This is a genomic window from Candidatus Cloacimonas acidaminovorans str. Evry (assembly GCF_000146065.2).
Taxonomy (GTDB): domain Bacteria; phylum Cloacimonadota; class Cloacimonadia; order Cloacimonadales; family Cloacimonadaceae; genus Cloacimonas; species Cloacimonas acidaminivorans.
Genome location: NC_020449.1, coordinates 1,667,428 through 1,681,258, shown reverse-complemented (window position 1 = coordinate 1,681,258; position 13,831 = coordinate 1,667,428). Strand labels below are relative to the sequence as shown.

Below are 13,831 nucleotides of genomic sequence, written 5' to 3'. Positions count from 1 at the left end.
TTTGGAACGCTATCCCAATATTAATATTCTCTTGAATCTGCCGGAAAAGTATTTACCGAAAGCGGAGTTTGTTCTCCGCACTTATTGTTATATTTTGCGTTTGAATCCTACCTTTCTTTATGGTAAGCACTATGAAGGCACGCATCTATATTACGGATTACCAGGAAAATTTGATTATCCGTTGAAAATTTATTTTCAGCCGGAAACAGCTGAATTCTTTGAAAAGAGGGAATTATACCCTCTGGAGAAAGTGGATTTTTGCAAGTTTCGCAACGAGCCGATTCCTTTTCTCTTTTCCTGTAGCGGAGCTATCTTTTCTTTTACCGAAGAGACCTGTTGCTTTCGTAAGGATATAATTGCCAGCGGGTTTTATTTTTTAACCTGCTGGCATGAATATATCCTGGCTTATTATGGACAAACACAGGGAAGGATTGACTATAAACAAAGCTTGCAATACCGTTGGGATTTTACGGAAACACCGGTTGTGGATGTCTATTGTCAAATGTTGCTTTATGCTATGGAAATTTATTGTCCACAGTTTATCAGAGAAATCAGCTGGGCTGAAAAAAAGCGTTTTGCCGTGTCCCTTTCTCATGATATTGATTATTGGGATTATTGGAGCGGTTCTGCCAAATTGGATGTTTTTAAATATAACCTGCGGACTTTTATCAAAAGACCTTTCAATTCGCTCTATAAAATTACGGGTCATCTTTTGCATAAAAATCTTATCTATAATCCCTGGAAGACAATGCGTTCTATGACACGCCGCGAAAACGAAAAGGATGTCCGTTCCACCTGGTTTTTATTGGCACGTAAAGATTTTCCGGATAAGCGTCAGAATTATATCAACGATGTGAAGGCAAGGGTTCAGATAATGGATTTACTGGGTCAGCAGGATGTTGGCTTACATGGCAGTCCCCAATCAGCATTTGATCCTTTGGTTTTAGCTGAAGAATTGGCAAATTTGAGAGACCTGGGATTTAATCCGACCGGCTTCAGGACTCATTATCTCCATTTTAATTATCAGCAGAGTTTTTCCATTTTGGAAGAGGCGGGAATAAAGTATGATTCCACTTTGGGTTATTGGGAACATATAGGTTTTCGTGCTGGTATTTCATTTCCTTTCTATCCGTTTAATATAGCCGAAAACAGACCTTTTCGCGTTTTGGAAATTCCTCTTATTGTGATGGATACAACTCTTTTTTCCCCAAAAGCAATGAATTTAAGCTATGTTTCTGCTAAACGTGCTTTGAAAAGATTAATAGATACCGCGGAACAATATCAATCACATCTTTCTCTATTGTGGCATAATACTACTTTTGATCCGATTGATTATCCAATGTGGGGTAAATTGTATTGGCATATTATTGATTATGCTCTTAAGAAACAGGGTTGGGTAACTTCCCTGAAAGAAATTTATGAAGAGTGGGTAACCCTTAGTTATTAAACAAATTACTATGAAATCATATCATTTTTTTAATGAAGAGTTTCTTGTCCTTCCTGAGAGCTTTGTCCTTCCTACGAAAGCAGGAATCCATAAAATTCAGTTAACTTCATTCTCAATATGAAAATCATATCCCTCCTTTGGGAAATTCTCTTTTGTCTTTCTTTTCTTGTCTACTTTATGATTTATTTTATCTATCTTATCCTGAAACTTTTTTTACCGCGCAAGGTTTCCAGACACATTTTACAGACAATAGCCAGGTTTTGGGCAAAAATGGTTGTGCTTTCTACCGGCAGCAAGGTTGTGGTAACAGGTAAGGAAAATCTGCCTTCCAGTGTAAATATATGTTTTGTCAGTAACCATCAAGGTTTGTTTGATATTCCTGTCATTCTTGGGTTTTTAGGAGTTCATACCGGCTTTGTGGCTAAGAGGGAACTTTTCAGAATTCCTGTATTGAGTCAATGGATGAGAGAAATACCTTGCACTTTTATTGACCGCAGAAATCCTCGTAAGGCAATTCAGACCTTTCAAAAAAGCGCAGAACTAATCAAAAAAGGGAATCCAATGGTTATTTTTCCGGAAGGAACACGCAGCAGAAGCGACAAAATTGGCAATTTTCATTTGGGAAGCTTAAAATTGCCCATTATGGCAGAAGCGACAATTGTTCCTTTAGCTATAAAAGGTAGCTGGCGAATTTATGAAATTGATAAAAGAATCCATCCTGCTACTGTTTATTTAAAAATATTGCCTCCTATTAAACCTACGGATGATATATACAAAGATAAACAGAAACTCTCCACCCATTTGCATTCACAAATTTCTCAAGCACTAGAAGAATAAAAATGAATTTTATAAGGATATCAGGTGAGAATTGCAAATTGTAAATTGAGGAGTGAAAATTGAGAATTGCCCTCAGGGGCTTTAATGTATCTAAACCCTCTAAACATTCTCAACCTTCTAAACCTTATTTTCCGAGGGGCTTATGCACCCATCGCTATCATTGTGTTGCCCATCGGGCTTTTAAAGATCTCAACCTTTTCAACTATTTTCAATTCTCAATTCTGAATACTCAATTTTCCAATTTATCATTTTTCAACCTTCATTAATTGTTTGTTACATAGTCAATTAAGTAACGACTCCGTAACACTTCCGTAACACTTCCGTTGTCTCGTTACGGAGTTGTTACTTGGTTGTTACTTGGTTATAACTGGCTACAGAGAGCAGGATTTGTCCTTCAAATAAAAATTATTTTTGTCCGGATGAAAGTTTTTTGGCATTTTTGTCACCACTTCGCATTTTTTTCCGGCGTATATATTATAGAAGGACAAAATAAGGAGAAAGAAAATGAAAGTAAAATTTCAATACGGCTTAGCGGGTTACACAGGCAAGGCAGATGGCCTTGTATTCTGTTACAATCGGCGAATGGGCAGAGTTTATGCCCGGAAGAATATCTCGCCAAAATTGGTGGAAAATCATCATAAAATGGGTTCAATAACGGCAAATCTGCATTCGTTACAGCCCTCAACCGGCTTTAAAGATGACCTTCGGCTCTATGTAATGCGCTATAACGGCTTACCGGAAAATGCCGAAAAAGAGGTATATTCCTGGGTGAATCTCTATTTGAAGATGATGCATCAACTGGCAAAATCGTATCCGGAAATAGATCTCAAAACTATTACCCGGGATTACATATACGAAAATGATCTACCTTGCATCAGTGTTAAAAGAGCTGTAGAAGCGGGTTTACTGCCCCCAGTAACGGACTGGGAACTGCTGGATAGAACTTTGTAAAGAAGGTTAATAGGTGAAAAGGTTAGCGAGTAATTTTTACCTATTTACTCGCTAACCTGCCAACCTGCTAATATCTCAACTGCATTATTGGGATTAATAAGTAGCTGTTGCTTGATTTATGAGCTGATTAACTCTGGCAATACGATTATTGATATCGGCAATAGCATGTTCATCAGTAGTTCGTGCTTTGGCATTATTGAGATATTCTAGGGCTTTACGGAAATTATTAACAGCGGAATTTCTGGCGTTATCGCGTTGGGTTTTTAAGGTTTTAGCTTTTTTACCTACGGCTTTAGTAGCTTGTTTTTCCAGATCAATGAAATTGTTATAATCGTTAGTTCCCTTGCTTTGACTAATAGTAGCAAGATAAATATAGGGCAGATATAGGGTTGGGTCGTTTTGTAAGGCCTTATTAGCGTATAATTCGGCTTCCTGTAATTTATTTTGGCTTAAATAGATTGCCGCCATATTCATATAGGCAATAGCGTTATTGGGTTGATTGGTAATCAAGGCATTTAAGATATCAATAGCGTTTTTATTGATAGCAGCAACTGCTGCTGGATCGGATGTTTGGGTTGCCTTTAGACGATATAGATTCACAGCACTTAAATATGCCATAGTGTTTTGAGGATTATTTTTGATCGTATTTTCATATTTAGCAATGGCATCATCCAGACGATTAGCTTTCTGATAGGCATTGGCTAAACGCGTAGAAACAAGTTCATTTTCCGGATATTTATCAAATATGGCTTCCAGATAAGGGATTGCTTCTTCAAAACGGTTGTGATCATACAAAAGAAAAGCCAAACGCGTTTTTGCTTCAATATAATTAGGGTTTAGTTCCAGAGCTTTTTGTAAAGCTTCTTCCGCTTTGGCAATATTATTTTGTTCCGAATACAAATTAGCTATAGTTAGCCACAATTCTTCGTTTTCATTTATGGTAGCAAGTTTTTCCATAGCATTTAAGCGTTTATTGGTCTGATTGGTTTTTTCGTAAATATCAATCAGAATGGCAAGGGTTTGAGTATGTTGGGGATTTTTTTCCAGATTTAATTCCAGATTTTGAATTGCCTGTTCCAATTTTCCCTGTTTATAATAAACGGAACCAAGATAATAGTAGGCATCTTTGAGATCGGGATTAAGACCTAAAGCGAAGACGAGATTTTTTTCCGCTTCTGCATAATTGCCATTGGCATAATTATTGAGAGCGATATTATAAATTTTATTCACTTCGTTGGACACAACATCATCCAGTTTGGCAATAAAAGTGGTTTCCAAGGTTTTCCAGCGTTGTTCCCGGGCGTTAGTAACCTTAAAATCAAGCGGGGTAAGTTCTTCGGTTTTAAAGCTGAAAAAGCGCATTGACAAAGCAAATTCATCACTCCGAATACTATTTATACTACCCATAACGAGGATATCACAGCCAATCATTTCAGATAATTCTTTCATTTCTTCAATTTCCAGGTCTTCCACATCTTTATAACCGGACATTTTGAATTGTTTAGCTACCTCTTCCATATTCAAAAGAGAATATTGGGGGAATTTTGTAAAAACATAATCAAAGTCACGGACAGTTAATATCTTTTGGATGTTACGGCTTGAAGAATCCATAGTTTTAAGGGGTAAAATAGCTACTTTAGTCACAATTCCCGTATAAGGTTCGGTCTCTTCATTTTTAGGGACTGTGCGATTTGCTGTGCAGCCAAAGAGAATAAGCACAGCCGTTAACGCTATCAGTATCCATTTGTTCATTTTTCCTCCAGAGTATAGAGATCAAAATAATTTTGTTTAACCAACTTTTCCAAAGAGTGTATCTGTCAAGCAAAACCGTTTTTGGCTTATAGCAAAACGATTTTTATGCGCGTGACAAAGAAAAAATATGTTTCAATCCAGAAATTGAAGAATGGAACCGGTATGCATAGCAATCAATTCTCCCTTCTCATTTCTGATGGATAAAGCACCATTGTTGTCAATTTCAATAATTTCCGCTTCAATGTTAATTCCCCCCATTTCCAGTAAGGCAAAGCGTCCTTTTCCAAAAAGATGTGCATTGCAATAATCAATATAGGTTTTTTTATTTTCCATAAACCGGCAGTTGTCTTCAACGGATTTAATAATTAAACGGCAAAGTTCATCATTGGAGACCTCAAAACCCAAAATATCTTTAAGAGAAATAGCTCCGAATTTACCCAGTTCCGCATCAATTTCGTTATTGGTATTTAAGCCGATTCCTGCAATATAAGTTCTTTTAGCCGGCTGATAATTACAGAGAATACCTCCTAATTTACGATTGGAGAAAATAATATCGTTAGTCCATTTAATCTGCAATTTGCCCTGCAATGGCTCAAAAAGGGATTGTAAACATTGATGAATACAGAAACCCAGGTAAAGAGCAAAAGAGGGAAGTGACCTGTTATTTTCATAATCAAAAGTAAACCATAAACCGCCTGAAGGCGATAACCAGATATGATTTGCCCTTCCTAAACCTTCATTTTGAGCTCCGGCTCTTACACAAAGGGGTTCTTCACATAATTCTTTTAAGAACTTATATTCCCGCATTGTGTTGTCTAATATATCATAATAAAAGTAATTACGCATTCAATCCTCAATAAACATTGCATCGCCATAGCTGAAAAAACGATATTTTTCTTGAACAGCAATATTATAAGCTTTCCTAATTGTTTCCCAGCCACCAAAGGCAGAGATCATCATTAATAGGGTAGATTTGGGCAAATGGAAATTGGTTAGCAGAGCATCTGTAACCTTAAAATTAAAACCGGGATAAATAAAAAGGTCTGTCCATTTGGAACCACTTTGCATTTCTCCATCCTGCCAAAAGCTTTCTACACTGCGCACACTGGTCGTTCCAACACAAACAACTCTTCTTCCTTCTTTTTTAGCTAAATTTATAGCAGCAGCAGTTATTTCGGGTATAGTAGCAAGTTCGGAATGCATTTTGTGGTCAGTTATGCGCTTAGTTTTTACTGGACGAAAGGTTCCAATGCCGATATGTAAAATAACTTCGCTGAAAAGCACGCCTTTCTTTTTTAATGCCTTTAGAATTTCAGCATCAAAATGAAATCCGGCAGTAGGAGCAGCAATAGAGCCATTTTCTTTGGCATAAACGGTTTGGTATCTTTCACTATCCAAAATTGTATCACTGCGTTCAATATAAGGTGGCAGAGGAATATGACCGATACGCTTAATTTCATCCCAGAAATCGGTTTTACAGGTAAATTGAATTTCTCTAATTCCTTCACTATTTCCCTGGCTAATATAACCGCTTAAATTATCGGAAAAATGTAGCCATTGAGGGGATTTCAATTTTTTTCCCGGTTTGGCTATACACTGCCAGGTGTTTTCGTTCAGTTGATGCAAGAGTAAAATTTCTATTTTAGCACCGGTTTCTTTGGTGGCAAAAAGGCGTGCAGGAAAAACCTTACTGCTATTGATGATGACTAAATCCCCTTCTTTCAGCAATTCCAGAATAGCGGTAAAACGGTGATGGTATATTTCTCTGCTTTGTCTTTTTACTTGCATCAAACGCGAATCGGTTCTTTTTTCTGCAGGAAATTGAGCTATTAATTCTTTGGGCAGGTAATAATCGTAAGTATCAGTTGCTAAAAGATCAGGCATCATATTTGAATTTTATAGGGAACCTGCTCAGCATTTTTAAGGGTGGCTACGAAACTGCCAATTGTTATTTTACTTTCCAAACGCACGGGAATTTTGTATGCATCGTTGGTAACCCAAATCAAAATTCTGCCGCTTTGTTTGAAAATCGCTTCTCCTTTGAGTTTGGGTTCAATTACCAGGCATTCTATATTGCCGAAAATGGTTTTTTGCTGTTCTTTCCGATGAACTAAAATTTCGGTTGGCATATTTCTGCCATCAGCCGTTATATTTACCATTATCGGTTTTCCTACTTGCAGATTTTTAGTTCGCACTAAGTAAAAAGCGCTTAAAAGGTCTTGAGTTCCTGGGGGAATCTCCATTTCGCTGTTTTCAAATACTTGGTTTTTGAAGCTCCATTTTTTATAGGTAGAATTTAAAGAGGAATGATCGTAAATATGAACCCGATGCTGACGGTAATGCCCTTCCTGTAAATTTTTACTAAATTTGTAGGGCTGAAGATTATTTTTATCCCACCAGCTTTCAACCGAATCACGCACTTTATAAATCTTATCAAAAAAGGGATAGGTTTTGGCTTTAGTAGAAAGATGCCAAACCGGAGAACCCTGATAAACGGAACTTTTAGCTTCCAAAGTTGCTTCTCCGGCACTTACCAATCCATATTTAATAGTGAAGGTAAGTTTTTCTCCTTCCCCAAAAGGGACTTCCATTGCAGTCAAATTCACCATCAAAATCAGGAAGAAGAAGATAGTGTAGAATTTGACCTTCATTATACACCTCCGTCTATAATGATTTCTTCTCCATTGAGATTTTTTATGTTCTCATCAATTAGCAGGTCTGTCACTTTCTTTATTTCTTCCTTTGTAACTAATTTTCCGGTAGGAACCTGCGCCAAATATTCTGCAAAATAGCGCTTGCGGAAGTTTAAATATTCTCCGCTGTAATCCTCTTCCAGATTTGTTTCCACCGGAGCTGGAGAAATTGCATTGATTACAATATTATATTTTGCCATTTCTAAAGCAACGCTTTTTACTAAATTTACTATACCTGCTTTGGAAGCGGAATAGGCACTTCCATTTTGAAGCCCCTTTTGGCTAACATCGCTTCCAAATATTATTACTCTTCCAAACGCGTTTTCCTGCATTGAAGGTAAAGTCCAACGCAAAATATTATAAGCACTCATCATATTTGTTGATAAGACATTGGCAAATTGCATCGGCTCTGTTTGATAGAGAGGCAAAGCATCGGAACTGCGAATTGCGGCACAATGAATTAGGGTATCGGAACTTTGATGTAGGAATTGTTCTGCTCTAAGAACTGCCTCTTTTACGGCTTCGGAATTGCATAAATCCACAGGATAGGAAAATATGCCATCTTTATCAAATAACTCAGAAATGCGTTCCTTGCGTTTATGATAGAGTAATACAAGTTTATATCCTTCTTTGTAATATTCCTTAGCCAGGTAACTGCCAATCTGAGAATTGGCTCCACTTATTAAAATCTGCCTCATAGTTCTTTGAGAATATTAATCAGATTATGTGCCAGCAGAAATTTATCTCCTTTCATCACCACGGAATTGATATTGGGGTCTTCTTGCAAAGGCGGATAGCCCTTAAGTTTCCCTTGCACAATAAGTTCGTCATCATCCCTGCCTGCATAACGAATATCATTGGCACAAATGAGGTCCAGATTTTTACGATAGTATTTATCTATGGCACTTTGAATTAAATTATCGGATTGAGCTGCAAAACCGATTAACCTCTGATTTGCCTTTTTCAATTTTCCCAGCTCTGCTAAAATGTCTATTGTAGGAACAAGCTCCAAGTTCAGTTCTTCCTGTTTGGGAAGCTTTTGGAGTATTGTTTCTTTGGGTTTATAATCCGCTACGGCAGCACAACAAATCAGCCAATCCATTTCTGCATAACGAGTTATAACTGCTTCATACATTTTAGCGGAACTTTCACAAAAAACCGCTTCTTTCAAATAATAAGGAATATCAAGCTGAATATTGCCATAAATCAAAGTAACTTCTGCCCCCCTTAAAGCTAAAGCACGAGCTATTGCCAGACCCATTTTGCCGGAAGAACGATTACTAATGTAACGCATAGGGTCAATTGCTTCAATTGTTGCACCGGCAGTTAACAAAACCTTTATTCCCTGCAAGTCCGTTTTATAATTTAAATAGGTCTTTATAGCATAAACAACTTCCGTATTGGGTGGATATTTTCCTTCTCCTTCAATGCCACAGGCAAGCATACCTGTTGCCGGTTGTAAAATATAATTTCCCCGCTCTTTTAATTTCTGGAGATTTTCCTGCACAATAACGGATTGATACATATTTACATTCATCGCGGGAACAAAAAGCACCGGTTTATTACAGGCAACTAAAATTGTGGAAAGTAAATCATCCGCGATGCCATTTGCGGCTTTAGCTATTATGTTTGCCGTTGCTGGAGCTACAACAATTAAATCAGCCCAAGAGACAAGTGAAATATGAGGAATAGGGTCAATATCTGAAAACAAAGAAGTATGCACACTGTTATGCGTTAGGGCATTGAAATTTATAGGTGTTACAAATTTAAGGGCATTATCGGTTAAAACACATTTAACTTCCCAACCCTCTTTGCTTAGCTGACTCGCTAAGTCAATTGTTTTGTAAGCAGATATGCCTCCGCTTACACAGAGTAATATTTTCTTTCCGGACATTGTTTCCTCTATATCGTTATTTGACTTTTACTTTAATTTTAATTCCTGATTTGATGTCAAGAAAAAGGTCTTGAGGTCTTGAGGTCTGAAAAAAGGATTTTGAGTAGGCGGAGCTTACGGAAGCTTGGCATAAAGAAAAAGTGGAGGAACAGCGTCCTCCGGCTACACAACAAAAAAGGATTTGACAGATATGGGGTTTTGTTAATAAAAGAAACAAGATAAAAAAAAGAGCAACACAATGAAAGACAACAACATACATATAATTATTAACAGATATTACTTACTGTTAAAGTGAAATATTATGACATACAAGAAAATTAAATTCCTGCTTTTCTGTTTGCTGTTTGCCTATTGTGCTATTATGAACGGTCTGGAAGTTCCTTTATTCTTGCGTTGGAAATCTATTAATACCGGTGCCTATTGTCCCAATCAAACAGGAAAGGAAATTCACTGGAACGAATTTTACCAGATAGGAATGGGTATTGATTCTCTTGCTTATAAAGATCTTTTTGCTACAATGGAACTTCGCAGTAGAGCCAATTTTATAGAAAATCACATAGAAATATATAAGTTTGACCTTTCCTGGGCTAAAAATAACTGGGAAATTACAGCTGGTTCAATTCCTTGGGGTTATGGATTACCTAATAAATTATATTCATTTGCTCATGTTTCTGCCGATGAGGATCAATACAGTTATCAGGCAACGCGTTTAAATAGAGTTTATTTAGGATACAATTTTGCCGATAACAAGATAGCAATTGATGTTGGAGGTGATAACCATAATCAGGTAACAGGAAAATTAACTTATCAAAGACAGATGCCCTTTGGTTATTTTCAAGCTACAGAAGAAATTAGAGCTCAAGATAATCACTGGCAAACACCTGTTTCCATTAGTTCTGTAAATACGCAAATACAAAAAGGAAACCTTGTTTTAGAAGCACAACTGGCTTTCAGTTTTCTTCCCAATTATGATGTAACTGAACAGCATACAACTACTTATGCTCTTCTGGCAGGAAAATATAAGATAAATGACTTAACCGAGCTATTTGGCAGTGGAGAATATCTGGAATTGGAACCGACTTTAATGAGTTATCAGCAATATAGAATAGCTTTAAGCCGTAAAATAAGTGTTTTTTCCTTAAATCCCTTTTATTATCTTGATTATTATGATAAAAGCACATTTCATAGAATTGGCTTATCCTGGGACTGGCATTTTTGCCAAACACAGAGAATCGGATTAATATATTATATGGAAGGCAGTAAATTGAATAAAGCCAAACATAATTTAGGAATTCAGGCAAATCTGGAATTGGGATTATGAAAAAGCCATTTTTTATTGTGTTTTTGCTCTCTATTATACTTGGTTCCTGTAAATTTATTACTCCGCCGGAAAGGAATACTCCTATTATCTGTCTTACTTTTGATGATCAAAAAAGCGGAGTTTTTACTTATGCTTTTCCTTTGATGCAGGAATATGGCTATAGAGGAACCTGTTATGTGAATTCCCAATATCTTTACGGACCTAAAAATATGAGTTTAGCTCAAATTCAAACCTTGCATAATGATTATAACTGGGAAATTGGAGGTCACTCTCTGCGTCATGAAGATTTGGCTGAATTAACTTATGAAGAAGCTGAATATACTATCAGTCAGGATTACTGGAACCTTTATAATTGGGGTTTTCATCCGCGTTCTTTTGCTATGCCGAGAGGAAAATGTCCTTTGGAATATTATCCTATTATAACCAAATATTATGAATACTTACGTGGCTGTAATGATTATGCAATGCATATTCCTCTTAATGTTCAGGGTTTGGGTTATCTGGCTTTTCAAAGTTCCTGGACAGCTGATATCTATAAAGAACGCATCCGCAGAGGTATAGCTAACGGGGAAGACCTGATAATTCTTGGTTTTCACGCAATTGAAGAGCCGGATAATATCTACGGAACAAATTGTCCGGTATCGGAATTTGCGGAAATATTACGCTATATAAATCATCTGGGACTGGAAGTTTTACCTCTTTCCGAAGCAGTAGATAAACTGAATAAATAGTGTAAACGAAGATCGCTGAATATTTGCATTTTTCTATCCTTTTATCTTTATGGAAGAAAGGCGTCCTCCGTCTACACATACTTTATTAGACCTAAAGACCTCTTGCTCTCTTTTACTTCTTGATTGACATAAAACCCCTTTGCAGAAATAATGTTTTAGAAAAAATGCGTCCCTGTAGCTCAGATGGATAGAGTGGCACCCTCCGAAGGTGAAGGTCAGGCGTTCGAATCGCCTCAGGGACGCCAAAATGATTAACGGGCTAACAAGTGAAGTGAAAAAGTGAAAAAGTGAAACCCGCGCTATAAATAGAATGCAGTAGTATAACTAATTATATATGTATAAATTAAATGAAGATAAATATCTGCGAAATCTGCGGGAAAATAAGCGTAATCTACGGGAACTAAAATTATGAATGAAGTCCTATTAACCCTTGAAAATGTATCCTGTCTATATGGAGAGAGAATCATTTTACAGGGTGTTTCTTTTGGCATTCATTCTTCCGAAAAAATTGGCATTGTAGGCATAAACGGCAGTGGCAAAACAACTTTACTGCGTATTATCAGCGGTTTAATCAAGCCCAACACGGGAACCGTTACAAGCCGTAAGGATTTAAAAGTGTGCCTGTTAGAGCAAGACCCTGTTTATATTTCCGAGCTTTCGGTTTTGCAGCATACTTTTCCCGTTGCAGGAGAAATAAAGGATGAATATCACTATAAATCAATTCTCAGCCGTTTAGGAATAAACAATTTTGACGAAAAAATGGGAGACCTTTCTGGAGGGCAACGCAGAAAAGCTGATTTGGCAAGAGTTTTAGCTGCCGAACCGGATTTATTGCTTTTAGATGAGCCCACTAATCATCTGGATTTGGAGACCATTGAATGGCTGCAAAACTATTTGGCAAATGCCGGGAAGGCAGTTATTTTTGTAACTCACGACCGCTATTTTCTGGATGCTGTTGCTACCAAAATCATTGAAATTGAAAGGACGAAACTCTTTTATTACGAAGGAAATTACAGTGCTTACATTCGGGGAAAACTAATCAGAGCTACGGATAATAAGCGTAAAGAAACTAGGCGTCAGGCACAATTAAAAAAAGAACTTGATTGGCTAAATCGGGGTGCAAAAGCAAGAACCAGTAAGCCCAAAGACCATATTGACCGGGTAAAGGAACTGCTCAGCAAAAGTTATCTTATTTCCCATCAGGATTTGGATATCTCTTTCCAAATTGATCGTTTAGGGAAAACCATTCTGGAATTGCATCGTCTCGGCAAATCCTACTCCGGCAAAGTCCTTTTTACGGATATAGACCACAACTTTCAGAATATGGAAAGAGTTGGAATTATCGGTCCTAATGGCTGTGGCAAAACAACTTTGCTGAAAATTATCGTGGGAGAAGAAAAGCCCGATAACGGAACTGTGAAAACAGGTATAAATACTCATTTTGCGTATTATAAACAGGATGAGGATAGTTTTGACCCCAATCTTACCGTTTATGAATACATCGCTCAATTTGCCGAAGTTATAAAAAACGCTGAAGGCAACAAAGTTACTGCCACGGAAATGCTGAAAAGATTTCTTTTTGACGGCAAAATGCAACAAATGAAATTAGGCGCACTTTCCGGAGGAGAAAGAAAACGGCTCTATCTCTTGAAGGCACTGATGTTTGGAGCCAATTTTATTATTATGGATGAGCCCACAAATGACTTGGATATTCGCACTCTGGAAATTTTGGAGGATTATCTGGATGCCTTTAAAGGTTGCCTGTTAATTGTTTCCCACGATCGTTTCTTTTTGGACAGAACGGTGGACTATCTCTTTATTTTCCAAGATGGTAAATTGCGTAAATTTGCCGGTAACTATTCCGATTATTTACTGGTTAAGCGTTTTGAACAGGATGCAACAGAGGAGAAAAAAGAACCGGTTATTACGCGTCCCAAACGCATTGCCAAGGGCTTGAGCTATAATGAACAACGGGAATTTGGCTTGCTGGAAAAGGAAATTGAAAAAATAGAAAGTGAACTTCTGGAACTGGAAAGCCGACTTAATGATTTTGCCAAACCTCTATCTCCCAATGATTATTATCATATCAGCATTTCTATGCAAGAACTGGAAAATAGACATCAAGAACTACTTACGCGTTGGCTGGAACTGAGCGATAAGCAAAATGCAGGGAATTGACGGTTTTTTTTTACATGAAGCGTAACT

General features: G+C 37.2%; 12 protein-coding genes and 1 tRNA gene. 7 read left to right on the top strand and 6 right to left on the bottom strand.

Going from position 1 to position 13,831, the window contains the following annotated elements:
* Position 1: 1 nt before the first annotated feature.
* The 3 genes from CLOAM_RS06835 to CLOAM_RS06825 all read left to right on the top strand — a co-directional run bounded on the left by CLOAM_RS06835 (position 2) and on the right by CLOAM_RS06825 (position 3,235).
* Complete coding sequence (locus CLOAM_RS06835) at positions 2–1,447, top strand: polysaccharide deacetylase family protein (RefSeq protein ID WP_015425155.1); 1,446 nt, start codon at positions 2–4, stop codon at positions 1,445–1,447.
* 177 nt (positions 1,448–1,624) lie between these two features.
* Entirely contained in the window at positions 1,625–2,284 is a 660-nt protein-coding gene (locus CLOAM_RS06830) for a lysophospholipid acyltransferase family protein (RefSeq protein WP_232502665.1), read from the top strand.
* Positions 2,285–2,788: 504 nt separating this feature from the next.
* A complete protein-coding gene (locus CLOAM_RS06825) occupies positions 2,789–3,235 on the top strand; it encodes a hypothetical protein (protein ID WP_044279036.1) in 447 nt (148 codons plus the stop codon).
* A gap of 93 nt (positions 3,236–3,328) precedes the next feature.
* On the opposite strand, the gene CLOAM_RS09510 is transcribed toward CLOAM_RS06825, so the two are convergent.
* From CLOAM_RS09510 to coaBC, 6 genes are all read right to left on the bottom strand, one after another.
* Complete coding sequence (locus CLOAM_RS09510; protein WP_015425152.1) at positions 3,329–4,987, bottom strand: tetratricopeptide repeat protein; 1,659 nt, start codon at positions 4,985–4,987, stop codon at positions 3,329–3,331.
* Positions 4,988–5,119: 132 nt separating this feature from the next.
* On the bottom strand, positions 5,120–5,833 hold the full coding sequence (locus CLOAM_RS09075) for a biotin--[acetyl-CoA-carboxylase] ligase (RefSeq protein WP_015425150.1): 714 nt from the start codon (positions 5,831–5,833) through the stop codon (positions 5,120–5,122).
* A complete protein-coding gene (gene queA / locus CLOAM_RS06810) occupies positions 5,834–6,871 on the bottom strand; it encodes a tRNA preQ1(34) S-adenosylmethionine ribosyltransferase-isomerase QueA (protein ID WP_044279252.1) in 1,038 nt (345 codons plus the stop codon). It lies immediately after the preceding gene.
* The gene (locus CLOAM_RS06805; protein ID WP_015425148.1) at positions 6,871–7,638 is read right to left on the bottom strand and encodes a DUF3108 domain-containing protein; all 768 of its coding nucleotides are present in this window, start codon (positions 7,636–7,638) and stop codon (positions 6,871–6,873) included. Before CLOAM_RS06805 ends, queA begins: the two co-directional genes overlap by 1 nt.
* Positions 7,638–8,378, bottom strand: a complete 741-nt coding sequence (locus CLOAM_RS06800; RefSeq protein WP_015425147.1) for an SDR family NAD(P)-dependent oxidoreductase — start codon at positions 8,376–8,378, stop codon at positions 7,638–7,640. The genes CLOAM_RS06805 and CLOAM_RS06800 overlap by 1 nt, the downstream gene beginning before the upstream one ends.
* Complete coding sequence (coaBC, locus tag CLOAM_RS06795) at positions 8,375–9,574, bottom strand: bifunctional phosphopantothenoylcysteine decarboxylase/phosphopantothenate--cysteine ligase CoaBC (RefSeq protein ID WP_015425146.1); 1,200 nt, start codon at positions 9,572–9,574, stop codon at positions 8,375–8,377. The genes CLOAM_RS06800 and coaBC overlap by 4 nt, the downstream gene beginning before the upstream one ends.
* A 301-nt stretch (positions 9,575–9,875) precedes the next feature.
* Here coaBC and CLOAM_RS06790 point away from each other — a divergent pair, with 301 nt between their 5' ends.
* The 4 genes from CLOAM_RS06790 to CLOAM_RS06775 all read left to right on the top strand — a co-directional run bounded on the left by CLOAM_RS06790 (position 9,876) and on the right by CLOAM_RS06775 (position 13,804).
* Positions 9,876–10,895 (top strand): hypothetical protein, encoded by a 1,020-nt coding sequence (locus CLOAM_RS06790; RefSeq protein WP_015425145.1) that lies wholly within the window; start codon positions 9,876–9,878, stop codon positions 10,893–10,895.
* A complete protein-coding gene (locus tag CLOAM_RS06785; protein WP_015425144.1) occupies positions 10,892–11,626 on the top strand; it encodes a polysaccharide deacetylase family protein in 735 nt (244 codons plus the stop codon). The genes CLOAM_RS06790 and CLOAM_RS06785 overlap by 4 nt, the downstream gene beginning before the upstream one ends.
* Positions 11,627–11,794: 168 nt before the next feature.
* A tRNA-Arg gene (locus tag CLOAM_RS06780) sits at positions 11,795–11,871 on the top strand.
* A gap of 163 nt (positions 11,872–12,034) precedes the next feature.
* Positions 12,035–13,804, top strand: coding sequence for an ABC-F family ATP-binding cassette domain-containing protein (locus CLOAM_RS06775; protein ID WP_015425143.1), 1,770 nt, complete (start codon positions 12,035–12,037; stop codon positions 13,802–13,804).
* Positions 13,805–13,831 lie beyond the last annotated feature (27 nt).